General features: G+C 65.2%; 28 protein-coding genes and 3 pseudogenes. 18 read left to right on the top strand and 13 right to left on the bottom strand.

Annotation, left to right across the window (positions count from 1 at the left end; translation table 11 throughout):
• Positions 1–29: 29 nt before the first annotated feature.
• Positions 30–1,205, bottom strand: coding sequence for a type I restriction enzyme endonuclease domain-containing protein (locus PARN5_RS0103855; protein WP_017998461.1), 1,176 nt, complete (start codon positions 1,203–1,205; stop codon positions 30–32).
• 72 nt (positions 1,206–1,277) lie between these two features.
• On the opposite strand from PARN5_RS0103855, the pseudogene PARN5_RS24780 reads away from it, so the two are divergent.
• Positions 1,278–1,565: pseudogene (locus PARN5_RS24780) on the top strand (transposase); the annotation flags it as partial.
• Positions 1,463–2,065, top strand: coding sequence for an IS5 family transposase (locus tag PARN5_RS23270; protein ID WP_232419300.1), 603 nt, complete (start codon positions 1,463–1,465; stop codon positions 2,063–2,065). The pseudogene PARN5_RS24780 and the gene PARN5_RS23270, both read left to right, overlap by 103 nt.
• Here PARN5_RS23270 and PARN5_RS0103840 read toward each other — a convergent pair.
• The 8 genes and pseudogenes from PARN5_RS0103840 to PARN5_RS0103800 form a co-directional block, all read right to left on the bottom strand.
• A complete protein-coding gene (locus tag PARN5_RS0103840; RefSeq protein ID WP_198289565.1) occupies positions 1,984–3,717 on the bottom strand; it encodes an ATP-binding protein in 1,734 nt (577 codons plus the stop codon). The two genes, PARN5_RS23270 and PARN5_RS0103840, sit on opposite strands and share 82 nt — an antisense overlap.
• 785 nt (positions 3,718–4,502) lie before the next feature.
• The gene (gene chrA / locus PARN5_RS0103830; protein WP_017998458.1) at positions 4,503–5,867 is read right to left on the bottom strand and encodes a chromate efflux transporter; all 1,365 of its coding nucleotides are present in this window, start codon (positions 5,865–5,867) and stop codon (positions 4,503–4,505) included.
• Complete coding sequence (locus PARN5_RS0103825; RefSeq protein ID WP_026155155.1) at positions 5,864–6,709, bottom strand: sulfurtransferase/chromate resistance protein; 846 nt, start codon at positions 6,707–6,709, stop codon at positions 5,864–5,866. The genes chrA and PARN5_RS0103825 overlap by 4 nt, the downstream gene beginning before the upstream one ends.
• A gap of 210 nt (positions 6,710–6,919) precedes the next feature.
• On the bottom strand, positions 6,920–7,627 hold the full coding sequence (gene arsH, locus PARN5_RS0103820) for an arsenical resistance protein ArsH (protein ID WP_017998456.1): 708 nt from the start codon (positions 7,625–7,627) through the stop codon (positions 6,920–6,922).
• Entirely contained in the window at positions 7,624–8,697 is a 1,074-nt protein-coding gene (gene arsB / locus PARN5_RS0103815; protein ID WP_026155154.1) for an ACR3 family arsenite efflux transporter, read from the bottom strand. The genes arsH and arsB overlap by 4 nt, the downstream gene beginning before the upstream one ends.
• A gap of 12 nt (positions 8,698–8,709) precedes the next feature.
• Complete coding sequence (gene arsC / locus PARN5_RS24775; protein WP_026155446.1) at positions 8,710–9,135, bottom strand: arsenate reductase (glutaredoxin); 426 nt, start codon at positions 9,133–9,135, stop codon at positions 8,710–8,712.
• 33 nt (positions 9,136–9,168) lie between these two features.
• A pseudogene (locus PARN5_RS24770) lies at positions 9,169–9,663 on the bottom strand (arsenate reductase ArsC); the annotation flags it as partial.
• The gene (locus tag PARN5_RS0103800) at positions 9,656–10,018 is read right to left on the bottom strand and encodes a metalloregulator ArsR/SmtB family transcription factor (RefSeq protein ID WP_010400452.1); all 363 of its coding nucleotides are present in this window, start codon (positions 10,016–10,018) and stop codon (positions 9,656–9,658) included. The pseudogene PARN5_RS24770 and the gene PARN5_RS0103800, both read right to left, overlap by 8 nt.
• Before the next feature lie 714 nt (positions 10,019–10,732).
• On the opposite strand from PARN5_RS0103800, the gene PARN5_RS0103790 reads away from it, so the two are divergent.
• Entirely contained in the window at positions 10,733–10,930 is a 198-nt protein-coding gene (locus PARN5_RS0103790) for a hypothetical protein (protein WP_010400443.1), read from the top strand.
• Positions 10,931–11,051: 121 nt separating this feature from the next.
• Positions 11,052–11,300 (top strand): hypothetical protein, encoded by a 249-nt coding sequence (locus PARN5_RS0103785; RefSeq protein WP_017998452.1) that lies wholly within the window; start codon positions 11,052–11,054, stop codon positions 11,298–11,300.
• A 561-nt stretch (positions 11,301–11,861) separates the two neighbouring features.
• Here PARN5_RS0103785 and PARN5_RS0103775 read toward each other — a convergent pair.
• Positions 11,862–13,061 (bottom strand): IS256 family transposase, encoded by a 1,200-nt coding sequence (locus tag PARN5_RS0103775; RefSeq protein WP_017998081.1) that lies wholly within the window; start codon positions 13,059–13,061, stop codon positions 11,862–11,864.
• A 59-nt stretch (positions 13,062–13,120) separates the two neighbouring features.
• Between PARN5_RS0103775 and PARN5_RS0103770 the strand changes: the two genes are divergently transcribed.
• The 9 genes from PARN5_RS0103770 (at position 13,121) to PARN5_RS0103730 (ending at position 18,758) form a co-directional block, all read left to right on the top strand.
• Entirely contained in the window at positions 13,121–13,474 is a 354-nt protein-coding gene (locus PARN5_RS0103770; protein ID WP_017998451.1) for a hypothetical protein, read from the top strand.
• Between the two features lie 256 nt (positions 13,475–13,730).
• Positions 13,731–13,937, top strand: coding sequence for a cold-shock protein (locus tag PARN5_RS0103765; RefSeq protein WP_017998450.1), 207 nt, complete (start codon positions 13,731–13,733; stop codon positions 13,935–13,937).
• A gap of 117 nt (positions 13,938–14,054) precedes the next feature.
• Positions 14,055–14,345, top strand: a complete 291-nt coding sequence (locus tag PARN5_RS0103760; RefSeq protein WP_010400435.1) for a DUF982 domain-containing protein — start codon at positions 14,055–14,057, stop codon at positions 14,343–14,345.
• Positions 14,346–14,902: 557 nt separating this feature from the next.
• Positions 14,903–15,109: a cold-shock protein gene (locus PARN5_RS0103755; protein ID WP_011749411.1), complete on the top strand. Its 207-nt coding sequence runs from the start codon at positions 14,903–14,905 to the stop codon at positions 15,107–15,109.
• Positions 15,110–15,163: 54 nt separating this feature from the next.
• Positions 15,164–15,364 (top strand): hypothetical protein, encoded by a 201-nt coding sequence (locus PARN5_RS0103750; protein ID WP_011749412.1) that lies wholly within the window; start codon positions 15,164–15,166, stop codon positions 15,362–15,364.
• A gap of 387 nt (positions 15,365–15,751) precedes the next feature.
• Positions 15,752–16,228 carry an Hsp20 family protein gene (locus PARN5_RS0103745; RefSeq protein ID WP_017998449.1) on the top strand — a complete coding sequence of 159 codons (477 nt, stop codon included), beginning with the start codon at positions 15,752–15,754 and terminating at the stop codon, positions 16,226–16,228.
• Positions 16,229–16,311: 83 nt separating this feature from the next.
• Positions 16,312–16,815, top strand: coding sequence for an Hsp20/alpha crystallin family protein (locus PARN5_RS0103740; RefSeq protein WP_017998448.1), 504 nt, complete (start codon positions 16,312–16,314; stop codon positions 16,813–16,815).
• A 102-nt stretch (positions 16,816–16,917) separates the two neighbouring features.
• Positions 16,918–17,283 (top strand): SPW repeat protein, encoded by a 366-nt coding sequence (locus PARN5_RS0103735; protein ID WP_017998447.1) that lies wholly within the window; start codon positions 16,918–16,920, stop codon positions 17,281–17,283.
• A 98-nt stretch (positions 17,284–17,381) separates the two neighbouring features.
• On the top strand, positions 17,382–18,758 hold the full coding sequence (locus PARN5_RS0103730; RefSeq protein ID WP_017998446.1) for a DegQ family serine endoprotease: 1,377 nt from the start codon (positions 17,382–17,384) through the stop codon (positions 18,756–18,758).
• A 97-nt stretch (positions 18,759–18,855) separates the two neighbouring features.
• Here the strand turns inward: PARN5_RS0103730 and PARN5_RS0103725 are convergent, their stop codons facing one another.
• From PARN5_RS0103725 to PARN5_RS0103715, 3 genes are all read right to left on the bottom strand, one after another.
• Positions 18,856–19,644, bottom strand: a complete 789-nt coding sequence (locus tag PARN5_RS0103725; protein ID WP_017998445.1) for a phytanoyl-CoA dioxygenase family protein — start codon at positions 19,642–19,644, stop codon at positions 18,856–18,858.
• 313 nt (positions 19,645–19,957) lie between these two features.
• Complete coding sequence (locus PARN5_RS0103720; RefSeq protein ID WP_017998444.1) at positions 19,958–20,644, bottom strand: thioredoxin family protein; 687 nt, start codon at positions 20,642–20,644, stop codon at positions 19,958–19,960.
• The gene (locus tag PARN5_RS0103715; protein ID WP_017998443.1) at positions 20,641–20,880 is read right to left on the bottom strand and encodes a hypothetical protein; all 240 of its coding nucleotides are present in this window, start codon (positions 20,878–20,880) and stop codon (positions 20,641–20,643) included. The genes PARN5_RS0103720 and PARN5_RS0103715 overlap by 4 nt, the downstream gene beginning before the upstream one ends.
• Positions 20,881–20,944: 64 nt before the next feature.
• On the opposite strand from PARN5_RS0103715, the gene PARN5_RS0103710 reads away from it, so the two are divergent.
• The 5 genes and pseudogenes from PARN5_RS0103710 (at position 20,945) to PARN5_RS0103690 (ending at position 24,623) form a co-directional block, all read left to right on the top strand.
• Entirely contained in the window at positions 20,945–22,171 is a 1,227-nt protein-coding gene (locus PARN5_RS0103710; protein WP_017998442.1) for a hypothetical protein, read from the top strand.
• A gap of 9 nt (positions 22,172–22,180) precedes the next feature.
• Positions 22,181–22,822 (top strand): PQQ-binding-like beta-propeller repeat protein, encoded by a 642-nt coding sequence (locus tag PARN5_RS0103705; RefSeq protein ID WP_017998441.1) that lies wholly within the window; start codon positions 22,181–22,183, stop codon positions 22,820–22,822.
• A gap of 109 nt (positions 22,823–22,931) precedes the next feature.
• The gene (locus PARN5_RS0103700; RefSeq protein ID WP_017998440.1) at positions 22,932–23,339 is read left to right on the top strand and encodes a cupin domain-containing protein; all 408 of its coding nucleotides are present in this window, start codon (positions 22,932–22,934) and stop codon (positions 23,337–23,339) included.
• A gap of 4 nt (positions 23,340–23,343) precedes the next feature.
• A pseudogene (aac(3), locus tag PARN5_RS21620) lies at positions 23,344–24,183 on the top strand (aminoglycoside 3-N-acetyltransferase).
• Between the two features lie 5 nt (positions 24,184–24,188).
• Positions 24,189–24,623: a class I SAM-dependent methyltransferase gene (locus tag PARN5_RS0103690; RefSeq protein WP_017998437.1), complete on the top strand. Its 435-nt coding sequence runs from the start codon at positions 24,189–24,191 to the stop codon at positions 24,621–24,623.
• Positions 24,624–24,625 lie beyond the last annotated feature (2 nt).

Below are 24,625 nucleotides of genomic sequence, written 5' to 3'. Positions count from 1 at the left end.
ACGTCACTGTCCGATTTTCGGGGAGGTGCTCACACTGCGGCATCCTCGAGGTCCGGCGGATAACCATACTTTCTCAAGATACGCTTCACGAGCACTCGCAATCTTGCCCTGGCGCTGTCGCGATGGGCCCAATCTATGCTGACATTGGCCTTGAGCCCTTTGAGCAATTCATGGGCGATGATCTTCAGCTGATCGTTGCCGAGCACGTCAACCGCACTCTGATTGTCGGCCAGCGCATCGTAAAATGCGACCTCTTCTGGTGTCAGCCCGGTCTCTTCGCCGCGGCTTCGTGCGTCGCGAACGTCCTTGGCCAGCGCAATCAGTTCCTGAAGAACCTCGACCGTGCTGATGGCATTGGTGTGGTAGCGCGCGATGGCCTCTTCGAGCCGCTCCGAGAACTTCCGTGTCTCGATCACATTGCTCTTGCTGCGTGATCGGATTTCGTCGTTCAGCAGTTTCCTCAAGGCCTCCAGGGCGAGGTTCTTCTTCTGCATCTGGCCAACTTCGGCAAGGAACTCATCCGACAAGATGGAGATGTCCGGCGATGACAGCCCTGCCGCCGACAGAATGTCGACGATCTCGGTTGAGGCTACGGCAGCATTGACGATCTGGCGGATTGCGAGGTCGCGGTCGGCTGCCGACGTACCTGAACTGTCGGCCGCCTTGACCATCGCGGCTCGCACGGTCTGGAAGAAGCCCACCTCGTCGCGGACATCGCGGGCCGTATCGCTGGCGGAGCAAAGGGCGAAGGCCTTGGAGAGCGCCAGCACTGCGTCCTGGTATCGGCGGTGCGAAGCCTTCTTCGCCTCCTTGTCAGTTTCGCGCTGGGCGGCTTCGTCCTGCCTGGCGAGGATCCAGTTCAACGCCTCTGCCAGTGCGACGAGCCGTTGGTGCGGGGTGCCGGTCAATCCAGCCGAGTAGTCGAACCCGTGGAACATGGAGCGCACGACATCCAGCCGCTCCAGCAGCGCGGCGACGGCCTCGGCTTCGTCGATCCCCGCCTGTTCCTGGTCCGCCTTGGAATACTGGCCCAGCGCGGACTTCAGGTTTTGGGCGATGCCGATGTAATCGACGATCAGCCCTGCAGGCTTGTCGCGGAACACGCGGTTGACGCGGGCAATCGCCTGCATCAGCCCGTGGCCCCGCATCGGCTTGTCGATGTACATCGTGTGCGTCGAGGGGCTGTCGAAGCCGGTCAGCCACATGTCGCGCACTAGGGCGTGTTGACAAAAGGGATTCACCGGGCGCGGTGATCGTGATTCAAGCTGGTATCTGCAATGGAGACCAGCGTGGCACGAAACCTGATGTCGAACGACGAGTGGGCGTTCTTTGAACGCTTCATCCTGGCTGTCCGTTCTCCGAACGGCCGCAAGCCCACGAACCATCGGCTTGTTCTGGATGGGATTTTCTGGATCGCCCGAACGGGGTCGCCCTGGCGCGACCTGCCGGAAGAGTTCGGCAAATGGTCGTCTGTCTATCGGCAGTTCCGGCGCTGGACGTTGGCGGGGCTGTGGGAACAGATCCTGGAGGCGCTGAACGAGAGCCGGATCGTGCCGGATGCGCTGCAGATGATCGACAGCACCGTGGTTCGCGCTCATCATCAGGCAGCGGGCGCAAAAGGGGGACTCCGCGCCAAGGTTTCGGCCGCTCGCGAGGTGGCTTCACGACCAAGATCCATCTGCGGGTCAATGCGGCAGGCCTGCCCATGAGAACCGAGATCACGGCCGGGCAGACATCGGACTACCTCGGCTTCGATCTGGTCATGGCTGACAACCTGCCCGAGCCAAGCGTTCTGCTCGCAGACCGCGGCTACGACTCCGACAACATCCGCAAGACCATGGAGGTGCGCGACGTGGTGCCGGTCATCCCCATGCGCAAAACCCGGAAGCTACGGGTCGCCGTTGACCGCAGGCTCTACCGCCTGCGCAATCTCGTTGAGCGGTGCTTCAACAAGCTCAACAATGCCCGTCGCGTCGCCACCCGCTACGACAAGACCGCCGAAAGCTTCCTGGGCTTCATCGACATCACGTCGATCCGCCTCTGGCTCCGCCATTTGTCAACATGACCTAGTAAGACCTTCGAGGGCTCTTCGACTTGGCGCAAGCCGTGGACATGATCGAAGATCAGGACATCGGGCCGCTCGTCACTTTCAATCGCGTCCGACAAGACCGAGAACTCCTCGTCGGAGCTGAAGTACTGCGCGAACGTCAGTCGCTCATCGACGATCCAGAGGTCGTGCGATGCGGCGGCCTCGACCTTGCGGCTGCCATCCTCCAGGGTGTTGACGCGCAACGGGCAGATGAAGGAGTGCAGGACATCTTCGCGCTGGTAGGCACTGTCGCGCGTATCGTCGCGAACCTTCTCCAAAAGGATTTCGATGAAATCCAGCACCACCTTGCGACGCACGACATACTCAGCAAGACTGCGCTGTTCGGAATCCTCCAGCGCCTTGCCCGCTTCGGCGATCGCCCCCGAGAACGATGACACGTCGGCCGCGCCGTCCTTGAGTCGGGTCAAGACCGTACGGATCTTTTCGGCTTGGCGCTGATCGCGACGGAAACGCTCGCGCGAGAGATGGCCGTAGATCGCGTCGCCATTTAGTTCGCCAGAAGGCAGCTTAGATTGTAGTTCGGCGGTGTTACCGAACGCCACCGAAGGGTAGGTCTCGGTGATCTCCTCGATCTTGATGCGCTGCTCACCACTTAGCTTGGACAACGGCTCGGCGAGGAACGCCTCGATATGATCGGTGCAGACGTCGTTGATGATTCGCTCAAGCACGGCGTCTTCGAACATGAACGCTGTCCGCTCCTGGTTGACGTTTTGATCCAGAAATTCACCGGTCAGGATGGCATGGAAAACACGATCGTTGTTCTCGCCAAAATACTTAAGCCCCAGCTTGCCATCGATGCTCTGGGAGTGGACCGTGCGGTCGTGAGCGATGAAGTGCACGAAGTGCGAGCCCTTCAGGTCGGCGCTGGCGACCTTGTCGCATTCCATCAGGGTAAGGAAGAGCGTACCGTATGCTTCGGTCTCAAGCCTCAGAGCCGTCTGCTTGCGATGGACGATTTTGTCGATGTCAGCGGGAAAGTGACGGGTTTCGTCGCCGACCAGCACCGTGACCTGGGGACACCGGCCGCTGATGAAGGTCGGCAGAAAATGAGAGGTCAGGTGCTGGAAGACGAAACTGTCGCGACCGGGGAACTTGTTGAAATAAGCGTTGTCGCGTAGCCCGGTAAACTTGACGTGGAACGAAGTTTCGCGGCCGGGGGCCGCGGCCTCGATGACGTGGTTCTGGATCTGGTCCTCGTTGGCCAACACGAACGCGAAGCGCCGCTCTTTGCGCACGCCGTCTTCGTCATCGAAGACGCTCATAGCCTGGGTTTGCCGAAAGCAATCGAGCCAAAGTAGCCGTCCAACACCCTTGCCGCCGATCAGAATCTTGTTGTCGCTGTCGGTAGTGGTAAACGACTCCCAATTCCGCTCATCGAGGCCGACGCCGTTGTCCTCGACCGTAGCCCAAACGTTCTCCTTCTTGCGATCAGTGCTGACCGTGACGACGATGCGCCCCTTGGACGTTACGTTATGGCCGAACTTGGCCTGCACTGAGTGGATCGAGTTGCTGATCGCCTCGAAAAGGGGCTGCATGGCCGCCGCGACATTCGATGGCTTGGGCAGGCGATCTATGCGTTTGACCAGATTGGGACGCAGCGAAGTCATTGCGCGACAACCCCATAGCGCCGGACGCGCATACACTTAGCCCTCATATCCGCGATCAAGGTAGATGTCTCCGAGTCTCTTTTGATGCGCCGATCATACCTGCGACGAAAATGATTTCGATGGAAAAAGCCGAACCGGCATTTCGCTGCGCCGACAAACCAGATCAGCTTCGTGGGCTTTGCTCCGCCTCACGCCCTTCGCGTACAAAAACCTTAACCCCATGCTTATCAGAAGTGAACCAGCCTGAAGGGCGCCCGGCAACAGGGTTTCTCAACAGTATCAGTCCAAAGCAGACACTAGCCTCTACCGCGGCGATCAGCAGAAAGTTCCGTATCACTACCATGATGACCGGGAACTTGCTGCGGAACCTGTTGAGTGTCCGCTTCCGGGAATGCCGCCGCGCAGCAAGGACAGCACTTGACCGACCGCTATGGGCCGCACCTTGCCTGTCCGGGGGCAGATCGCCCGGCTCAGCCAAACCTGCCACTTGCTGTCCCGCAGCATGTTGCTCGAGAGTCCATTGCTGCCGTTGGAACTGATCCGGCGCAAGTGATCGGCCCCGGATGTTCCGTTCACTATTCCCAGGTGTGGTCAACCGGCTGTACTCGCCACCGAGCTGCAAGGTGAGCGTCACGTTGCCCGTTACCATGCCGCCCGACCATCCCCATGTGATGCGGGCCAGGGCAGGCACCACCATCAACTGATCGTGGGCGACCCGCATCCGCCCTGGCATCGCGGATAGCCGGGTTTCTTCGGGGTTCGGGCAGCGGCCTCGCCATCCGCCGTCAGATCGCCCCGGCCAGGTGCAGGCCGAGGCCCGCCAGTGCCGCACCACCAAGCACGAGGCCGATGCCGAGCTTCAGACGGAACACCGCGAGGATCGCCAGCGCCGAAAGGGCCATCGCCCACCCATCCAGTGTTTCCAGCACCGGAACGCTGGTCGAGACCGGCCCCCAATTGAAAGGCTCGACTTCGCGCCAGGCCACATGGATCGCGAACCATATCGCGAGATTGAGGATCACCCCCACGACCGCCGCGGTGACCGAAGCCAGCGCCGCCGCGAGCGCCCGGTTTTCCCGCAGCCCTTCCATGAACGGTGCCCCGAGCAGAATCCACGCGAAGCAGGGCGCGAAGGTCACCCATGTCGTCAGGATGCCCCCGAGCGTTGCCGCCAGCAGCGGCATGGCCCATCCGGCCTCGCGCATTGCCCCCATGAAACCAACGAATTGCAGCACCTTGATCAGCGGCCCCGGCATGGTTTCGGCCATGCCGAGACCGTCGAGCATCTCACCCGGCTGCAGCCAGCCATAGCTGCCGACCGCCTCCTGCGCGACCCAGGCCAGCACGGCATAGGCCCCGCCGAAGGTCAGCACCGCGAGTTTCGAGAAATAGAGCGCGATGTCGGTGAAGACGCTGCCCGGTACCAGGGCGACCAGCAGCGCCACCGGCAACAGCCAGAGCGCGACCGCCACCCATCCCGCGCGAAAGGCGTTTCTGCGCGCCGAGGGCGGAAGGTCAAGTTCTTCGCCAAGGATTGTGTCGGCGTCGCTGACATATGCGCCACCTGTCGAGCCATGTCCGCCGCCGCCCCGGAAGGCCGCAATCCCGGCCTTTGCCCCGATCCAGCCGATGGCCGCCGCCAGCGCCACGATCACCGGGAAGGGTGCATCGAACAGGAAGATGGCCAGGAAGGACGCGGCGGCCAGGCCGAGCATGACATTGTTCTTCAGCGCGCGTTTGCCGATGCGGAACACCGCTTGCAGCACGATCGCCAGCACCGCGGCCTTCAGCCCGAAGAACAGCGCGGTCACAACCGGCACATCGCCATAGAGCGCGTAGACCCAGCTCAGCACCATCATGGCGATGAAACCCGGCAGGATGAACAGCATCCCCGCGATCAGCGCGCCGCGCACGCCGTGCATCAGCCAGCCGATATAGGTCGCCATCTGCTGCGCCTCGGGACCGGGCAACAGCATGCAGAAGTTCAGGGCATGGAGGAATCGCGCATCCCCGAGCCATTTCCGCTCATCGACCAGTATCCGGTGCATCACCGCGATCTGGCCGGCCGGCCCGCCGAAACTCAGCGCGGCGATCCTGGCCCAGACCCCGGTGGCCTGGCCCAGCGTGGGAAATCCATCACGCCGCTTCATGTCGCGCCCCGGCCCGTACCCCTGGCGTTGGTGGGCCAGTTGTGGATCTCGTCCGTGGCATCGCGCGCCCAACGGTAGAAAGCGTCATAGAGCTGCAATCCGGCATCGAGTTGTTCCAGATCGTCGGAATACATCCGCGACAGGCCCAGGGACGCCGCAAGCAAACCTGCCGCTTCGGGGGCGAGGTCCAGGCGGGCGGTATCCGCGCCGCGCACGATCAAAGCCAGCCGGTCGAGCGCCGGGATGCTCAACCGGGTTTCCTTCAGCAGCGCGTCGAAGGTGCAGTCCTCGCCGCGATGGCTCCAGAACACGCCTTCGACATCGAAGGGCATGGCGCCGAACCGCTCGGCCACTGCGGGCACCTCGGCCGGGGCGACGAACAGAAACACCGCCCGTGGATCGATGAAGCGCCGGATCAGCCAGGGGCAGGCGATGCGATCGATCTTGGGCCGCGCCCGTGTGACCCACAGGCTGCGGCCCTGCGGATCATGGCCGGTGATCCTTGTGGTCGTGACGAGTGGCAGGCCGGCGGCGAGCCATGCCGCCATGCCTCCCTCCAGATACTCGGCTGCGACCCCTTCATGGCGCAGCCAGGCGGCGACGCCCTGACTGCGCCCGTGTCCCTCGGCGCATAGGACCACCACCGGACGATCCAGGCTGCGGGCCAGTTCCGAAAGCGCCGCAGGGGTGATTTCATCCTCAGCCAGCCATCGGGCGGAGGGGATGAGACGGGGTTCGGCGTCTCTCGCATCCGCCCGGCGCACGTCGACGACGACGGGGCATCGTGCGGTGCCGATCAGCTTGGCGAGCTTGTCGCAGGTTATGGCGTCAGGCGCAGGCATCTGCGTTCCCTCCATTGAGTGAGTTGTCGGAATGGAACGCGAACTTCGGCTGGCGCCTCGTGGGGCGTCGCAAGACCCCATGCCGGAAAATTCCGACGGCGACGATGGAATGTCAAGACGGTTGCCCGGTTCAGACCCGGTTCGGTCGCCCTTTACGGCGCGATCCGGGTGCATCTCGCGATCGCTCCCCGATATCGCGCCTCTCCAGCCTCATGTCGCGGCCTTGAGGTTCAGCCGTTCCTCAAGCTTTGCGGCCGTCTCCTTGCGCTCGCTGTAGCGGTCGGTCAGGAAGGCCGACAGGTCGCGGGTCAGCAGGGTGAACTTCACCAGTTCCTCCATCACGTCGACGATGCGGTCGTAATAGCTCGACGGCCGCATCCGCCCGGCCTCGTCGAACTCCTGATACGCCCTGGCGACCGAGGACTGGTTCGGGATCGTCAGCATCCGCATCCAGCGGCCCAGCACCCGCATCTGGTTCACCGCGTTGAAGCTTTGCGAGCCGCCCGAGACCTGCATCACCGCCAGCGTGCGGCCCTGCGTTGGCCGGATCGCGCCCATCGACAGCGGGATCCAGTCGATCTGCGCCTTCATCACCCCGGTCATCGCCCCATGGCGTTCCGGGCTGGTCCAGACCTGGCCTTCGGACCACAGGCACAGGTCGCGCAACTCCTGCACCTTCGGATGCGACGGGTCGGCATCCTCGGGCAGCGGCAGGCCGTTGGCGTGGAACACCCGCGTCTCGCAACCGAAATGCCGCAGCAGGCGCTCGGCCTCCAGCGTGGCGAAGCGGCTGTAGGAGCGTTCGCGCAGCGAGCCGTAGAGCAGCAGGATGCGCGGCGGATGGGTTGCTCGCGGCAGGTCGGGAATCGCGGGCGCGCGCAGGCAGTCGGGCGACAGGTTCGGCAGGTCGGGGATCATGCGCGGGCCTCTTGCGGGGTTGCTTCGGGGAACCAGCGGCGGCCCAGCCACAGGGCGGCGTTGACCAGAAGGATCAGCACCGGCACCTCGACCAGCGGGCCGATGACCGCGGCGAAGGCCACGGGCGAGGCCAGCCCATAGGCGGCGATGGCGACGGCGATGGCCAGCTCGAAGTTGTTGCCGGCGGCGGTGAAGGCGATGGCGGTGCTGCGCGGATAGTCCCGGGCGATCAGGCGGCCCATGGCGAAGCTGACGACGAACTGGATGGCGAAATACAGCACCAGCGGCACGGCGATCCTGACAGTGTCGAGCGGCAGGCGCACGACATCGCCACCCTTCAGGCTGAACATCGCGACGATGGTGAAAAGCAGCGCGGCCAGCGTGATCGGGCTGATCCTCGGCAGGAATGCCTCGCGATACCATTCCTCTCCCCTGCGCCGGATCAGCACATGCCGGGTCAGGAACCCGGCGGCGAAGGGGATGCCCAGGTAGATCAGCACCGCCTCGGTCACCGTCCGGAAACCCACGTCGATCACGCTGCCCTCCAGCCCGAACAGCGGCGGCAGCACGGTCAGGAACAACCAGGCATAGGTCGAGAAGAACAGGATCTGGAAGATCGAGTTGAAGGCCACCAGCCCGGCGACATATTGCCCGTCGCCGCGCGCCAGCTGGTTCCAGACCAGCACCATGGCAATGCAGCGCGCCAGGCCGATCAGGATCAGCCCGGTCATGTATTCCGGCTGGTCGCGCAGGAAGATCACCGCTAAGGCGAACATCAGCACCGGCCCGATCAGCCAGTTCTGCACCAGCGACAGCACCAGCACGCGCCGGTCGGCAAAGACCCGGGGCAGGTCCTCGTAGCGGACCTTCGCCAGCGGCGGATACATCATCAGGATCAGCCCGATGGCGATGGGGATATTGGTCGAGCCGACCGCCATGGCGTTCAGCGCATCCGGCAGACCGGTGAACAGCGTGCCCAGCAGGATGCCGAGCGCCATGGCCGCGAAGATCCAGAGCGTCAGGTAGCGGTCGAGAAAGGAAAGCCGGCGGGCCGGGCTGTCGGGGGGCATCATCTGTTCCTTTCAGGCCGGGCGAATGCGGTTGCCTTGGGCATCCACGACTGGCTCGCCATCCTCCTTGCTGAAGGCGGCGCGCTGCGGCGGCAGCAGGTCCAGCACCTGCTCCGAGGGCCGGCAGAGCCGCACGCCCCTGGGGCTGACCACGATGGGCCGGTTGATCAGCACCGGATGCGCCAGCATCGCCTCGATCAGCGCGGCGTCGGTCAGCGCCGGGTCGTCCAGGCCAAGCTCGGCATAAGGCGTACCCTGCTGGCGCAGCAGATCGCGCGGCGCGATGCCCATGCGGGCGATAAGCTGCTCCAACATCGCGCGCGAGGGCGGCGTCTTGAGGTATTCCACCACATGCGGCTCGATCCCGGCATTGCGGATCAGCGCCAGCACGTTGCGCGAAGTGCCGCAGTCCGGGTTGTGATAGATCACGACGTCCATGCTGTCTCCTGCCTCGCTTGTGCCTTCGGAGCATCCGATCTCGTGCAGCCTGGAGACGAGGCTGGCGCGGTCCAGGGTGCCGATCGGCAGGGCGGCAAAGGCCTGGATGCGCGCCTTCATGTAGCGCAGCGTCTCGATGAAGGCCATGTCGCGCTGCAACTCGCTGCCGGTCGCGGCTGCCGGGTCTGGAAGGCCCCAATGCGCCGTCATCGGCTGGCCCGGCCAATAGGGACAGGCCTCGCCCGCCGCGTCGTCGCAAACGGTGAAGACGAAATCCATCACCGGCGCATCGGGCGCGGCGAATTCGTCCCAGCTTTTCGAGCGCAGCCCTTCGGTCGGGTAATGGTAGTTCTGCAGGATCTTCAGGGTCCGCGGATGCACCTCTCCCTTCGGCTGGCTGCCGGCCGAGAAGGCGCGGAACCGCGCGCCGCCCTCCTTGCGCAGCACGCTTTCGGCGATGAGCGAGCGGGCAGAGTTGCCGGTGCAGAGAAACAGCACGTTGAAGACACGAGGCGAGGCGTCAGCCATGCAGGGCATCCTTGCTGGGTTCACAGGAACAGGACAGCGCGGCCGCGACCGGCGCGCAGATCTCGGGGTGGCCGTCGCAGCAATCGCGCATCAGGAATGCGATCAGTCCGGCCAATGTCGCAAAGACGGCGCTGTAGATGATGAAGCGCCCCTCGCGCCGGGACCGGATCAGCCCGGCATGTTCGAGATGGGTCAGGTGAAACGACAGTCGCGAGGTGCTGGCACCGCCCAGGGCCTCGCCGATGGCCCCGGCCGCCATGCCCTCCGGCCCGGCCTTGACCAGCAGCCGGACGATGCGCAGCCGGGTCTCCTGCGACAGCGCCGCGAAGCCGGCAAGGGCGCGTTGCTCTTCCATCGAATCAACCACTCAAGATATGTTGAGACAATGAAGGTGAGACCTGATGTTGTCAAGCCAGCAGGTGCGTCTCGACGACGGCTGCTCGGGGAATCCGCGGAAGGTCAACCTTGAAGCGGACGCAGTTCAGCATCTGTAAAGTCTCGTTACCCATGTCCTGGACGCGCGGAGGAAATAGCTGACGTGACATCATCGTATCTCGAGGGCGCGGACCCCGACGGTCGGTAACGACGCTGGCGGCGCTTTAGGTGCCACCAGACCGGCGCAACATTCTTTCCAGCCATATGACCAGCTTGCACGATAGTTTCGATCCGGAGGGCGCAATTCCACCCCTTCGACCCCATGTCTTGTTCATCCGAGCGGGATCTCCGGGCGGTGCCATGGAGGACCCCATTGTGGGCACCGGCCCAAAGAACGACACTCTGGACCCGAGGGACACCCGTCAGGGCCAGCAGGGCGAGCTGCCGGAAGCCCCGCAGCAGGGCGACAACGATCCGAAAGACGACCCCATGCGGAAGCCTGCTGACCACAGATGACGGCCGGCTGCCATTCGAAAGGCGAAGCGGGCGGAAACCTGCGGACCCCCGATCTTCCGGTAAATTGCCGCACCAAGGCGTGGTCCAAATCTGCGCTGGTATGCGGCATTCAAAAGCTGGAAGGTGAAGCGGCGGATCCAGGTCCGCCGTTTTCGCTCGTCCAGATAGCGAGGTTTCCATGACCAAACGTGTTGCCCTGACCGACGCGCTCACCGGAGCTACCGAAATCTTTGCTCAGCCGCCGTGGCATCTTGAGGGGATCCGCCATTTCCAGAATGGGGATCTGGTGAAGCTCGTCCATGACGACGGAACAACCCGGCTCATTCCGATCAGATCCTGCACGTCCGGGCTGTTCGAGCGGTTCCGGGACTGGTGACGCGACACGCGCCAGCCATGCTGACGGTCAAGCCGGCCGATACCGCTGCAAAACGGGTATCCGGTCTTCGTCCTTTGGGGCAACCAGCAATCGCCTGACACGAGTCGCCAGGCAGCAACCGATGGAAGGCAGGAAGGTGGCAATCGAAAGCCCGGATCAATACGAAGCCGCCATAGAGCACCTGCTGCAAATGCTCTTTCTGGCCACCGAGCGGCCCGGCCTGCTCATGACGACGGATCTGCGGGAACATCTCGCTCTCGCCGCCCAGAAGCGCGACAGGCACGGAGATTTCGGCGCAGCGCGATTGCTGATCGAATGGGCCGACCGGATCGACGCGGCAGCGGAAAGAACCGATCCCGCGCCTGAATAGGAATCGCAAAAGCCGACCGACGCAAAACTCGTCGTAACGGCCATCGACTGCGCTGACCTCATCCTGCCGTTGCAGAACCGCCTCGTCGTCACCGAGATTTCTTTCTCGGGCTTTCCGGAGGTTGGTCGATAGGCGCATGTCTCCTATGGCCTGCAGCCCCCTGACACCCCATATCAGCCGTGCCTGTTCGAATTTTTTCGTCCGGCAACAGGGAGACCCAGACCGTGGATTCCGCAGACATCGCCAGCACCCCCGAGAAACGACCCGAGCCGCAGCATGATGCAGGAGTGCGCCGGCGTCGGAAAAGGGACGGGAACGAGCGCGGCATGCCGGTTCGTGCTGCGAGCGGCATGGACGATCCGACGACCGATCAGGCGTGATCGATGGGCCGGCAGGCCCAAGAGGAGCGACCGCATAAAGGGAGGGGGCGAAAATGGTCTCATTGGTCGAGAACAGCGACAGAGATATCAAGGAACGGCTGAGCGATATCGAGATGCTGTCCCACGGAGTGGTGTAGCTGGCGCTGATCGTCACCGTTAGGTTCGGCGCTGGCCTGCTTGATCAGGATGCCGCTGCGGGCAGGCTGATGACGGGATCATCGCCCATTGACGCGATGGTTTCCAGCGTCATGTAGCGGGTGCGCTGAACGGTCCATTCATCGTTCTGTTCGAGGAGCAGAGCCCCGACGAGGCGGACGATGGCGTCGTCATTCGGGAATATTCCGACGACGTCGGTGCGGCGCTTGATCTCGCCGTTCAGCCTTTCGATCGGGTTGGTCGAGTGCAGCTTGGCCCGGTGTTCCTTGGGGAAGGACATGTAGGCCAGGACGTCATGCTCCGCGTCATCCATGAGGGTGGCCAGCTTCGGCACCTTGGGCCTGATCTGGTCGGCCACGGCGCGCCACTGGGTGCTGGCGGCCTTGGCGGTGTCTTGGGCGAAGGCGGTGGCGATGAAGGCCGAGACGACGCGCCGCCCGCTCTTCCCGGCATGCGCCAGGGCATTGCGCTGGAAGTGGACGCGACAGCGCTGCCAGGTGGCGCTGAGCACCTTCGAGACCGCGGCCTTGATGCCTTCGTGGGCATCGCTGATGACGAGCTTCACCCCGCGCAGTCCGCGGCGGGTCAGCTTGCGAAGGAACTCCGTCCAGATCGGCTCGGCCTCGGATGTGCCGATCTCGAGACCAAGAACCTCGCGCCGCCCATCGGTGTTGACGCCGATGGCGATGATGACGGCGACCGAGACGATCCGCCCGCCTCGACGGACCTTGAGGTAGGTGGCGTCGATCCAGAGATAGGGCCAGTCACCTTCGAGGGGGCGGTTCAGAAACGCCTTCACCTTGCCGTCGATCTCTTCGCAGAGCCGCGAGACTTGGCTCTTGCTGATCCCCGACATGCCCATGGCCTTGACCAGATCGTCCACGGACCGCGTCGAGATACCCTGAACGTAGGCCTCCTGGATGACCGCCGTTAGCGCCTTCTCGGCCATCCGCCGGGGCTCGAGAAAGCCCGGAAAGTAGCTGCCCTTCCGAAGCTTCGGAATACGCAGTTCGACCGTCCCGGCGCGCGTCTCCCAGTCCCTGTCGCGGTAGCCGTTGCGCTGCGCCCGCCGTGCAGGGTCCTTCTCGCCATAGGCCGCGCCCGTCACAGCGCCGACCTCCAGCTCCATCAGCCGTTCGGCCGCAAAGCCGATCATCTCGCGCAGCAGGTCCGCATCAGGGGCCTTCTCCACAAGGTCGCGGAAGTTCATCATGTCGGTGGTCATCGGTGGTCCTCTCGGTTCTGGGTTGGCGTAAGCAACCAGACCTTAACCGAACATCGCCGGTGACCACCTCACCCAGAACCTACACCACGCTCAGGGACAGCATCGATATCGAGCTCCGCTTGAGCGAGCTGGAACTGCAGGGCCTCCAGGGCGGGGTCTATTCCAACCCCGGCGGCAAGGAGCAGAGCCTGAGGGATGTCCTGGCCTGGCTGGAGCGGATGACCCCGGTGGTGCGCCGGCTCTACTGGGCGATCAAGGAGGCGGCTCCCCAATTCGATGGGCCGGACAGAAAGGCGCTCGACCAGGCCGTGGGCGCGCTCGATGCATGGCAATCCGCCCATTCGCGGCTACATGAGACGATAGCGGAAACGAACGCCCGGGAACTGGACGGCAAGGAACAGGGCGAAAGCTGAGGTTTGGAGTCTGCGGTAAAAACGGCCTTTTCGGAATTTTCCGCCGATGCGGGTCGCAAATTCTTTCCTTGCCGAACAACGGGTAATGGGCCGAGATCGCATGATCCCCGGAATTTCCTCGTAAACTCAGCCGGCATGACCTATATAGGATCTGCATCTCTTGTTTTCGGACCCTGTTCCTTGCGGCTCAGCTTCGATCTTCAGCTTTGCCGAGCCGCTGCGCTGTGTGAGCGGTATTTTTGAAAGGAACAGCACGATGGCCAATGGCACCGTGAAATGGTTCAACTCCAATAAAGGCTTCGGCTTCATTGCCCCGAAAACGGGCTCGAAGGATGTCTTCATCCATATTTCCGCGCTCGAGCGCGCCGGCATCCATCATTTGAACGATGGCCAGGCGATCGCCTATGATATCGAGCGTGACCGCAATGGCCGGGAATCGGCAACGAATCTCGTTCTCTCCTGAGAGCAGCGCCGAAGGGTAATACAGGCGGGGTCGGCTTCATGCCGTCTCCGCTTTTCCTTGAGGAGGGTGGGCATGCGTTGCCCGCCATTCCGACCGTTCCGACAGAAAAGTTTCATTATGGAAATTCACTGGGGTACGCCCCTTTCATTCGTCATTTCGTCTGCCGGCGAAGTGCAGAAGTTCAGCACGATCGAGCAGGCGAGATACTGGCTCCGCAGGAGGTGGCCGGTTTCCAATACGGCCCAGCACCATGCGCTGGAGCAGCTGGATGCCGCCCTGCACTGCCTTGTATCGGTGGGATCGGCGCGACGGGCTTTCATCGCTGCTGCAAAAGCTGCCGGTTTCGTGCCCGAAACCTCGATCGCACAATCCGCACGTCCCTTGTCCGCTTGCATGGCGACGATCTGAGACCGGGGTTGGTCCTGCTATGGCGGTGCCTGTGCGGGAATGGAAATGCTCCGCAGAGTGACCAGCCGAAAGCCAGCTGGTCGATCCTGAACAGGCTGTGGGGCCTCGGCCAAGAGCTATCGCAAGAAAGATAAGCTACCGGGACTTTCGAGTGCCTCGGATATTCCGATGCCCTTGGCGTACAAGCGCAACCCTGCGCTTAGTAGGTATACGCTATAGGTGCGTCCGAAGATGGGGGCAGAAGATAATGTCCCACCATTCTCATGGTCGGGTTCCAGTCGAAAATTCTCAGATCAATCGGTTTTCGAGCGATTCCGGGAATTTTTGTCTGGCCAAGTGGAAAATAGCCAGGTTTGGCTCCATTGATTCAGGCATCGGACAAATGCGATGCAAGAATGTTTTGCTTTATCCGGCGCGAAGGCGCATACAGGGGGCGCTACGTTGATTCTCTCTGCATCCTGTCTCCTTTCGGCTTCGGTCTGCTTTTGAACTGAACTGAACTGACTGGGCCGGGTTGCTGCATTCCGCGAGCGACAAATCCACAAGGAGATATCACGATGGCCAATGGCACCGTGAAATGGTTCAACGCCGCCAAGGGCTTCGGCTTCATCGCGCCCGAGCATGGCGGCAAGGACGTGTTTCTGCACATCTCGGCCCTCGAGCGGGCCGGGCTTAACAGCGTTGCGGATGGTCAGGCCGTGACCTTCGAAATCGAGTCGGGCCGCGATGGTCGCGAATCGGCCAGCAGGCTGGCGCTCGCCTGATCCTGTCGAACAGCCTGGCCATCTGGCCGGGCTGAACCCCTTCGGGAGACCCGTATGTTGGCCAAGGCGAGAAACCTTTTCCGCGACCCTGCGCCCCTGACGGCGATGGATCGCACCACTTCCGAGGCGAAGCTCATCGTCGATGAACAGGCCCGCAAGAGGAGCGAGCTGACGGCATCCCTCAAGGCTGCACGGTTGGCGAAAGAGGCGGCAGACGCCGCCACCGGCGTGCCTGCGAAAAAACGCAAGAAATAGCGGATGCGCGGGGGCACCTGCTTTCTTCGCTGTAACGCCGACTCTCACTACGGCCGAAACGTTGCGCGAAGATGTCTCGATCCATTTCCCATGATTCCGATTGGACGGGATGCAGGGGATATTCATCTTTTTTTAGGCCAGCGCTAGCCGGCTTGACGGCGGACAGTCTCCCGCGCTTTTCCTGTGCCTTTTATCAGCCAGACAGGGGCTTTCCGGGCGCACGAAAGAGGCCGCATTCGCGGCGCTTTCATCCCCTTGAACCGCCATTTCCTCGCCCTAAATCGTGGATCGCCGGAAGCCTCGAACGGGGCCGGCATGCCGGGGCGGATGCAACGGCACCGCACGGCGAAAGACTTGTATCCATGTTGCTCAACGGAGGATGTGGCTATGAGAACCACTTTCGATTTTTCCCCTCTCTACCGGTCGAGCATCGGTTTCGACCGGATGCTGAACGCGCTGGAAGCGGCAAGCCGGGTCGAGACGGTCGACAACTGGCCGCCCTATGACATCGCCAGGACCGGCGGGGACGACTATCGCATCACCATGGCGGTGGCGGGCTTCTCGCCCGACGAACTGGCCATCACGCAGGAACGGACCGTTCTGACGGTGACCGGCCGCAAGGCTGGCGAGGACAAGGGCGAGTATCTGCATCGCGGCATTGCCGAGCGCAGCTTCCGCCGGCGCTTCCAACTCGCCGATCATGTCAGGGTGACCGGCGCCGAACTGCTGAACGGGCTGCTGACGATCGACCTGCGGCGCGAGATCCCCCAAGAGATGAAGCCGCGCCGGATCGAGATCGCCCCGGCCAAGGCCCTGCCCAAATCCCAGCCGCAGCAGGTCGAGACCGGCAAGCAGGCCGCCTGAGGCCCTGTCACCGCACGATCCCCGCCGGCCGCCGGGCAGCGCCCGGCGTTTCCGGCAACCTGTTGCCATGAAGGAGGAAAATCATGAATGTCCGTGATCTGATCCCCTGGAACCGCAATGGCGGCAACCAGCTTCCCACCGCCTTCCGCGACGGCGACCGCGATCCCTTCCTGTCGCTGCATCGCGAGGTGAACCGGCTGTTCGACGACGTCTTCCGCGGCTTCAGCCTGCCCGCGGTCGGCACGGTCCCTGCCTTTGGCGGCGGCTGGCCGAGCGTCGAGATCTCCGACAACGAGAAGGAGATCAGGGTGACGGCCGAGGTGCCGGGCCTTGACGAGAAGGACATCGAAGTCCTGCTGGATGACGGCGTGCTGACGCTGAAGGGCGAGAAACGCTCGGAGGTCGAGGATAAGGACCGGCAATTCTCGGAACGCTTTTACGGCCGTTTCGAGCGCCGTATCCCGCTGGGCGCCGAGATCCGCGAGGACGAGGTCGATGCGCATTTCAGGAACGGCGTGCTGACCGTGACCCTGCCCAAGACGGAAAAGGCGCAGTCGCAGGTCAAGCGCATCGCCATCAAGGGCTGAGCCATCGCGGCGGCGACAACCGCCGCCGCCGCATCCAGCCTTCCCCCGCAGGGGAAGGTCCATTGACGGGATCACCAAGCAACCGACAAGGAGGAGTGAACGATGCTGAAATCCCTGTCTCTCGATCGCCGGACGGCATTCGACATCGCCAATGTCGTTGCCGGTCTCGGTCTTCTGCTGTCGCCCTGGTATCTCGGCTTCGCGGCCGAGACCGCCGCGGCGTGGAACGCCTGGCTCGTCGGGGCCGCGATGACGCTGATCGCGCTGGCCGCGCTCTTCGCGTTCCACAGGCTTGAGGAATGGGCCAATGTCGCCCTTGGCCTCTGGGCGGTGATCGCGCCCTGGGTCCTGGGCTTCGCGACCCTCGCGGCGGCGATGTGGGTGCATGTGATCGCCGGTCTGGTCGTCGCGATCCTGGCGGGCGTCAGCCTGTGGTCGGGCGACGACCGGCCCTATTCGACAGCGTGACCTCCCGAACGGCCCGGCAACCCGCCGGGCCGTTTTCTTGTTCTCCGTCTGGTCTCGGGCGAGAAAGGAAATCACCACCGATCAAACGGAGATTGCCGATGTCGATGAAAATCCCCCGACTGCGCGCGGCCGTCATCACGCTGTGCACGATCCTGGCGCTGGTCGCGCCGCCCCAAGCGGCTGTCGGGCAGCCCATGCCCGAGGCTGGGGGCGGTATTCCCACCATCGCCCCGATGCTGTCGCGCGTGACCCCGGCGGTGGTCAATATCGCGGTGGTCTCGGAAACGCCGGCGGTATCGAACCCGCTTTACAACGATCCCTATTTCCGCCGCTTCTTCGATCTTCGCGACCCGCCGGTGCGGCGGCAGATGAGCGCCGGCTCCGGCGTGATCGTCGACGCCCAGAACGGCTATGTGCTGACCAACCATCACGTCGTCGCCGAGGCCAGCGCGATCAGCGTCACCCTGAAGGACGGGCGCCAGTTCCGGGCCGAGCTCGTCGGCGCCGACCAGGCCACGGAAATCGCCCTGCTGCGGATCGAGGCCGAGGATCTGGTCGCGCTGGAGATCGGCGATTCCGACCGCCTTCAGGTCGGCGACTTCGTCGCCGCCATCGGCAACCCCTTCGGCCTGGGCCAGACGGTGACCTCGGGCATCGTCAGCGCGCTGGGGCGCAGCGGCATCAGCCGCGAGGGCTATGAGGATTTCATCCAGACCGACGCCTCGATCAATCCGGGCAATTCGGGCGGCGCGCTGGTGACGCTGGACGGCCGGCTGGTCGGCATCAACACCGCCATCCTGACCCCGGCAGGGGGCAATATCGGCATCGGCTTCGCGGTGCCCAGCAACATGGCCGTCGCCGTGATGCGGCAGCTGATCGAGCACGGCGAGGTGCGGCGCGGCAGGCTGGGCATCGGCATGCACGACATGACGCCCGACCTGGCCGAGGCGCTGGAGCTGGGCGGCATCCACGGCGCGGTGATCGCGAATGTCGAGCCCGGCTCGCCCGCCGAGAAGGCGGGGCTGAAGGCGGGGGACGTGGTGACCGCTGTCGACGGCGCCCCGGTGCAGGGCGCCACGCATCTGCGCAACCGGCTGGGCCTGACGCCCGTCGGCAGCACCATCCGCCTGACGGTCAGGCGCGACGGGGATGCGCGGGAGGTCGCCCTGACCATCACCGCCGATGCGACCTCCTCCGGTGATTTCGCCGGCACGCCGCTGGATGGCGCCCGGCTGCGCAACGCCTCGGCGGAGGAGGCGCGCCGGGCGGGCAGTGCCGGGATCATGGTCGACAGCGTCGAGCCGGACAGCCTTGCGGCCTGGATCGGCCTGCGCCGCGGCGACATGATCGTCGCCGTCAACCGGACGCCGGTTTCCTCGGTCGCGGATTTGCGTGGCATGCTTGCCGGCCGCCGAGCCGTCGCGGCGCTGGAACTGATCCGCGACGGCAGCCGTCTTTTCATCGTCGCAAGGTGAACGACGGCGGCGGCATGGAGAGGGCCAGGAAGACGCAGGGTGTTGTCACCGATGCCTGGGCGTCGCTCATCTGACGCAGCCCCGGACCCTGCCGGTTTCAGAATGCCAGCCCGCAGGCCCTGCGGATGGCGATCTGGACGGGCGAGGGCGGCAAGGCCGGGTCGAACTCGCCCTTGGGCAGCAAGGGCGGCTGGGCCATGAAGCGGGGTCTTGTCCCCCGGTGCGGCTGTGCGGCATGGACCAGGAACGGATGGCACAGATAGACCGTGCCCGCCGCGCCGGTCGCCAGCACCTCGGGGCAGGTCTCGGTCGAGGCATAGCCGTTCGCCGACAATTGCCGTAGCGTCGCGCCTGCCGCCCCATGGGGCAGCAACTCGCGGGCAATGGCCATATGCGAGCCCTGCCTGATCCGGGTCGGTGCATCGCCGGGCCCGACATCCGAGAACAGGAACAGCATCAGCAACGCGCGGCCACTGCTTTTGACATTGACCCGCCACTCCATGAAATCCGGGCTGTTGCCGAAGCTCATGTCCACATGCCAGCCATCGTCGCCGGGGGCGATGGGCGAGGGGAAGCGGATCGGGAAACTGCCCAGCCCTTGCGGCGCAAGCCAGCGCGCCGGCCCGGCAAGCTGGTCATAGGCCCGATGCAGCAGCGGGGTGTTGGCGGCCTGGACGAAGGCGGGCGTGGACATCGATGCGATCCGGATGACGGGTCGCGTCCAACCCTCGGGCCGGTCGGGCGAGAGGCCCGTCGCCGCCCACAACTCGTCCCGGCATTGCTGGGCGAGGTCGGTGGGGAAGGCGCCGTCGATCCTGACGAAGCCGTCCTCGATGAAGCTTTGAACCTGATGCTTGGTCAGGCCGGTGGGTTCGGGATTGGTCATCACGCATTCTCCGCTTGGCGCCCTAATCGCGGGCCGCCGTGTCGATCTGATGGCGCGAAAGCGCCGGCGGCAGGGCCGGTCAGATCAGCGGGAAGAATGTGGACACGAACATCATGGTCGGAATTTAGGGCGGGCAGCCGGGGGCTGCAAGCCGTGTCCCCTGGCCGCTTGCGACCTGTTTCCCCTGCTCGCGGTTATCGAGGGGCATTCATTGCCCGGCCAGCAGGCACCCCAGCCCATCGTCAGGACAGATGCCCTGATATCGTCCTAAGCGCCGGATGCTCAGCGCCCGCCCTGATCCTCTGCGCCCGGCTCAGTATTCGTCATGCAGCCTGAGCCAGCTCATGGCGCCGTTCTCGTTGCGGCCCTTGGGGGTGAGGTCCAGCCAGTTGAACGCGCCCATCAGCAGTTCCACGCCGCGGTGATAGGTGGAATAGCTGTGGAAGATGGCGTCGTCCTGCCGCACGAAGATGCTGACCCCGAACATGTCCGGGCTGTTCCTGATCACCGTGCCGTAATTGTAGATCGCCCGGCCGGCGGCGCGATCCTCCTCGGTGAAGGAAACGCCGAAGTCGTGGTTGAAATCGCCGTCTCCCGAGGACAGCCAGGGAAGGCGCCAGCCCATCCGCCGCCGGACCTCCTCGATCTGCGGGACCGGCGCGCGCGAGACGGCGGCGAAGGCCAGGTCGGCCTGCTCAAAATGCTGGCGGGCGGCATCCACATGATCGGCGACGAAGGCGCAGCCCGAGCAGATATGCTCCGATCCCGGCGCCAGCATGAAGTGATAGACGGCGAGCTGGCTGCGGGTCCCGAACAGGTCGCCCAGCGTCACCTCGCCGTCGAGCCCCATGAAGCGATAGGGCTTGTCGATGCGGACCCAGGGCATCCTCCGCCGCTCGGCGCGCAGCGCGTCGAGCTGGTGGGTCATGTCGCGTTCGCGGGCCAGCAGCGCCTTGCGGGCCTCCAGCCATGCCTCGCGGGAAACGATGGCTTGGGTCATGGTCGGTCTCCTTTCGGGATGGGATGTCGGCCGGCCATCAGCCGCAACCAGGGCGGCAGGTGGAACAGGGCCATCAGCAGATACATCGTGGCCATGCCGTCCAGCGGCAGCGGGCCGGGGTCGGACAGGCAGAGCGCGGGCGAGGCCGCCGTGATTCCGGCCATGGCGGCGAAGCAGGGCGCCGCCGCAAGGGCCAGCCAGCCTGCCGCGCCGGGCTTTTGCGTGGGCGTTGTCATTGCGGGCCTCCCGTCCGATGCTTTGCGGGACATGAAGCAGTCTAGGACGGGGCGGCATCCGGGCGTGAGTAACAAGCATGACGGGATTGCGGCAGCGGCGCAGGCGCTGGCGGCGGGGGATGCGCTGACGGCGCTGAAGCGGGTCGCCCTGCGCGACGACCCGCCGGCGCTGGCACTGCGCGGCATCGCCATGGCGCAACTTGGCGATCTGGACCGGGCGCGGGACCTGCTGCGCCGCGCCGCGCGGGGACTCAGAGCCGATCCCCTGGCCCGCGCCCGCTGCCGGCTGGCCGCGGCGGAAATCGCGCTGGTCACGCGCGACCTGGGCGGACTGGAGCGGGCGCTTGGCACGGCGCGAGGCGCGCTTGCGGCGCAGGACGACTGGGCGAACGCCGCCCATGCCGGCTACCTGCAGGCCCGGCTGCTGCTGCTGACCGGGCGTCTCTATCAGGCCGAGGCGGTGCTGGAGGCGCTGGATACCGCCGCGCTGCCCCCGGCGTCGCGCCCCGGCTGCTGGTTGGTCGCCGCGGGCATTGCCATGCGCCGCATCCGGGCCGGGGATGCGCGGGTCGCACTGGACCGGGCCGCCCGTGCCGCGCAGGAGACGGGCATCGCCGCGCTGGCCGCCGAGGTCGCACAGGCGCGCGCCGCCTTCGACGCCCCGGCCGCGCGGCTGATCGAAAGCGGGCGCGAGACGCTGCTGGACCTGGCTGGGGTCGAGGCGCTGATCGGCTCGGATATGCTGCTGGTCGATGCCTGCCGCAATTTTCTGCGGTGTGGTGCGACGGTTGTGCCGCTGGCCGGGCGGCCGGTGCTGATGGCGCTATTGCGCGCCCTGGCCGAGGCGTGGCCGGGCGACGTGTCGCGCGAAACCCTGCTCGCGCGTGCCTTTCGCGCCCGCCATGCCGACGAATCGCATCGCGCGAGGCTGCGGGTCGAGATCGGGCGGCTGCGCGGGCACCTCGCCCCGCTCGCCGAGATCAGGGCGACCGGCCAGGGCTTCGTGCTGGAGCCTCGCGGCGGGCGCAGGATCGCCGTGCTGGCCCCGCCGGTCGAGGGCGATCACGCGGGCCTGCTGGCCCTGCTGGCTGATGGCGAGGCCTGGTCGAGCTCGGCGCTGGCCCTGGCGCTGGATGTCAGCCCGCGCAGCGTGCAGCGCGCGCTGGCGGAACTGCGGCGGGCGGGCAGGGTGGAATGGTTCGGCCATGGCCGCGCCCGGCGCTGGATCGCGCGGAGCATACCGGGTTTCCCGACAAGCTTGTTACTCCCGGCGCCGCTGCCGATGCGCTAGGATGGAGCCATGAAACGCATGGCTGAAATCATCCGCGAATATGGCCCCTTTCCGGGAATCGAAGAGGTGCATGGCGTCAGTTTCGACGGAAGGCAGGTCTGGTTCGCCAGCGGCGAGCGGCTGAACGCGCTGGACCCCGACAGCGGCGCGCTGCTGGGCGCGCTAAAGATCCCCGCCGATGCCGGCACGGCTTTCGACGGCACGCATCTGTTCCAGATCGCCGGGGCGGTCATCCGCAAGATCGACCCGGAAAGCGGCGAGGTTCTGGCGACCATTCCCGCGCCCGAGGGCGGCAATTCCGGGCTTGCCTGGGCCGAGGGTTCGCTTTGGGTCGGCCAGCATCGCGGGCGCCGCATCCACCAGGTCGATCCCGAGACCGGCGAGGTGCTGCGCAGCATCGACTGCGACCGCTTCGTCACTGGCGTCACCTGGGCCGACGGCGCGCTCTGGCACGGCACCTGGCAGGGCGAGGAAAGCGACATCCGCCGCATCGACCCCGCCACCGGCGCGGTGCTGGAGCGGCTGGAGATGCCGCCGGGCACCGGGGTCTCGGGGCTGGAATCCGACGGCGGCGCGCGGTTCTTCTGCGGCGGTGGCAGCAGCGGCACGCTGAGGGTGGTTCTGCGCAAGGCGGATCAGGACGCGACTTAGGGCCTCCGGGCATTGCCGCGCGAGCCGGGCTCCTGGCGCCGGACCTGACAGCGCGGCCCAGGCAGGCTATGCTGTCGGGGTCCTTTCCATCAGCCACCGGGAGGCAGCGATGGGCGACGAACACGCGGGCAAGGGCGTTATCCATCTTCCGCCCGGCGAGGGACGGCGCTACGCCCTCGGCCGGATGACGGCGGTGTTCAAGGCCGACGAGGACGAGACGGCTGCGCGTTACAGCGTCTCGGAATGGTGGCTGGAGCCCGGTGCCGACGGGCCGGGCGCGCATGCGCATGAAGTGAATGACGAGATCTTCTACGTCATCGCCGGCACGGTCAGCTTCCTGGCCGGGGCGGACTGGCTGGACGCGCCGCAAGGGACCTTCCTGCGCATCCCGGCCGGGGTGACCCATGACTTCAGGAACCGCACCGCCGAGCGCGTCGGTGTCCTGAACGTCTTCATCCCCGGCGGGTTCGAGCGCGACATGCCCGCCATCGTGGATTGGTTCAGGGACAATCCCTAGGCCCATGCGCAGCAAGGCCTCGATCACGGCGGATCTTCGGCGGCTTGGCCTGCGGCCGGGCGATCTGGTGATGGTCCACGCCTCGCTGAAGGCGCTCGGCCCGGTCGAGGGTGGAGCGGCCGGGGTCGTCTAGGCGCTCATGGATGCCGTGGGGCCGGGCGGCACGGTGATGGGATATGCGTCCTGGGACCGCTCGCCCTATGAGGAGACGCTGAACGGCGCCCGCATGGACGAGGCCCTGCGCCGCGACTGGCCCGCCTTCGATCCCCGGACTGCCGGGACATATCGCGGCTTCGGCCTGCTGAACCGGTTCCTTGCCGAGTTGCCGGATGCGCGGCGCAGCGCCCACCCGGATGCCTCGATGGTCGCGGTCGGCCCCTTGGCCGGGACCTTGGTCGAACCGCATAGGCTGGGGCAGGCCCTGGGCGAGGGCTCGCCGCTGGAACGTTTCGTGCGCCTTGGCGGCAAGACCCTGCTGCTGGGTGCGCCGCTCGATGCCGTGACCGTGCTGCATTACGCCGAGGCCGTCGCCGACATCCCCGGCAAGCGCCGCGTCAGCTACGAGATGCCGGTGCTGGGCCCGGATGGCCGGACGGTCTGGGAAGCGGCGACGGATTTCGACTCGAACGGCATCCTCGATTGCTTCGCGGTCGAGGGCCAGCCGGATGCGGTCGAGATCATCGCCCGCGCCTATGTCGCGACGGGCCGGCACTGCGAGGGCATGGTCGGCGCCGCGCGCTGCCATCTGTTCGACGCGCAGGATATCGTCGCCTTCGGAGTCGGATGGCTCGAGCGGCAGTTCGGATCGGCGCCTGGTGGCCGAAGGCAATCCGACAAGGGCTGACCATCATGGCCCCGCGGATATCGAACCGGATCGTATCCTTCGTCGACGCGCTGCCGCTGGCGCCGGGCCAGAGGGTGCTGGAGATCGGTTGCGGTCCGGGCGTGGCGGCCCGAGAGGTTTCCCGTCGCGTCGGGAGCGGCTTCGTTCTGGCCATCGACCGCTCGGCCAAGGCGATCGAAAGCGCGATGGCCGGATCGAGCACGGAAATCGCCACCGGCCGCCTGCGGTTCCTGCAAGCGGCGATCGAGGATTTCGAATTACCGCCCGATGAAGCGCCCTTCGATCTCGCCTTTGCGATGCGTGTCGGGGCGCTGGATGGACGCCACCCGGATATCGAGCAACGCGCCCTTGAGCGATTGCGGGCCGCATTGAAACCGACGGGACGGCTGTTCATCGACACGGGGCACCCGCTCAGGGAGATAAAGCTGATCGGGCGATGATT

The sequence above is a fragment of the Paracoccus sp. N5 genome (assembly GCF_000371965.1).
Lineage (GTDB): Bacteria > Pseudomonadota > Alphaproteobacteria > Rhodobacterales > Rhodobacteraceae > Paracoccus.
This window is presented reverse-complemented; position numbering and strand designations above follow the sequence as displayed.

Bases quoted from the DNA above. Each gene is read 5' to 3' on its own strand.
- PARN5_RS0103855 (WP_017998461.1), bottom strand. From the start codon at position 1,205: ATGTGGCTGACCGGCTTCGACAGCCCCTCGACGCACACGATGTACATC.
- PARN5_RS23270 (WP_232419300.1), top strand. From the start codon at position 1,463: ATGGTCGTCTGTCTATCGGCAGTTCCGGCGCTGGACGTTGGCGGGGCT.
- PARN5_RS0103840 (WP_198289565.1), bottom strand. From the start codon at position 3,717: ATGACTTCGCTGCGTCCCAATCTGGTCAAACGCATAGATCGCCTGCCC.
- chrA (WP_017998458.1), bottom strand. From the start codon at position 5,867: ATGAAGCGGCGTGATGGATTTCCCACGCTGGGCCAGGCCACCGGGGTC.
- PARN5_RS0103825 (WP_026155155.1), bottom strand. From the start codon at position 6,709: ATGCCTGCGCCTGACGCCATAACCTGCGACAAGCTCGCCAAGCTGATC.
- arsH (WP_017998456.1), bottom strand. From the start codon at position 7,627: ATGATCCCCGACCTGCCGAACCTGTCGCCCGACTGCCTGCGCGCGCCC.
- arsB (WP_026155154.1), bottom strand. From the start codon at position 8,697: ATGCCCCCCGACAGCCCGGCCCGCCGGCTTTCCTTTCTCGACCGCTAC.
- arsC (WP_026155446.1), bottom strand. From the start codon at position 9,135: ATGGACGTCGTGATCTATCACAACCCGGACTGCGGCACTTCGCGCAAC.
- PARN5_RS0103800 (WP_010400452.1), bottom strand. From the start codon at position 10,018: ATGGAAGAGCAACGCGCCCTTGCCGGCTTCGCGGCGCTGTCGCAGGAG.
- PARN5_RS0103790 (WP_010400443.1), top strand. From the start codon at position 10,733: ATGACCAAACGTGTTGCCCTGACCGACGCGCTCACCGGAGCTACCGAA.
- PARN5_RS0103785 (WP_017998452.1), top strand. From the start codon at position 11,052: ATGGAAGGCAGGAAGGTGGCAATCGAAAGCCCGGATCAATACGAAGCC.
- PARN5_RS0103775 (WP_017998081.1), bottom strand. From the start codon at position 13,061: ATGACCACCGACATGATGAACTTCCGCGACCTTGTGGAGAAGGCCCCT.
- PARN5_RS0103765 (WP_017998450.1), top strand. From the start codon at position 13,731: ATGGCCAATGGCACCGTGAAATGGTTCAACTCCAATAAAGGCTTCGGC.
- PARN5_RS0103760 (WP_010400435.1), top strand. From the start codon at position 14,055: ATGGAAATTCACTGGGGTACGCCCCTTTCATTCGTCATTTCGTCTGCC.
- PARN5_RS0103755 (WP_011749411.1), top strand. From the start codon at position 14,903: ATGGCCAATGGCACCGTGAAATGGTTCAACGCCGCCAAGGGCTTCGGC.
- PARN5_RS0103750 (WP_011749412.1), top strand. From the start codon at position 15,164: ATGTTGGCCAAGGCGAGAAACCTTTTCCGCGACCCTGCGCCCCTGACG.
- PARN5_RS0103745 (WP_017998449.1), top strand. From the start codon at position 15,752: ATGAGAACCACTTTCGATTTTTCCCCTCTCTACCGGTCGAGCATCGGT.
- PARN5_RS0103740 (WP_017998448.1), top strand. From the start codon at position 16,312: ATGAATGTCCGTGATCTGATCCCCTGGAACCGCAATGGCGGCAACCAG.
- PARN5_RS0103735 (WP_017998447.1), top strand. From the start codon at position 16,918: ATGCTGAAATCCCTGTCTCTCGATCGCCGGACGGCATTCGACATCGCC.
- PARN5_RS0103730 (WP_017998446.1), top strand. From the start codon at position 17,382: ATGTCGATGAAAATCCCCCGACTGCGCGCGGCCGTCATCACGCTGTGC.
- PARN5_RS0103725 (WP_017998445.1), bottom strand. From the start codon at position 19,644: ATGACCAATCCCGAACCCACCGGCCTGACCAAGCATCAGGTTCAAAGC.
- PARN5_RS0103720 (WP_017998444.1), bottom strand. From the start codon at position 20,644: ATGACCCAAGCCATCGTTTCCCGCGAGGCATGGCTGGAGGCCCGCAAG.
- PARN5_RS0103715 (WP_017998443.1), bottom strand. From the start codon at position 20,880: ATGACAACGCCCACGCAAAAGCCCGGCGCGGCAGGCTGGCTGGCCCTT.
- PARN5_RS0103705 (WP_017998441.1), top strand. From the start codon at position 22,181: ATGAAACGCATGGCTGAAATCATCCGCGAATATGGCCCCTTTCCGGGA.
- PARN5_RS0103700 (WP_017998440.1), top strand. From the start codon at position 22,932: ATGGGCGACGAACACGCGGGCAAGGGCGTTATCCATCTTCCGCCCGGC.
- PARN5_RS0103690 (WP_017998437.1), top strand. From the start codon at position 24,189: ATGGCCCCGCGGATATCGAACCGGATCGTATCCTTCGTCGACGCGCTG.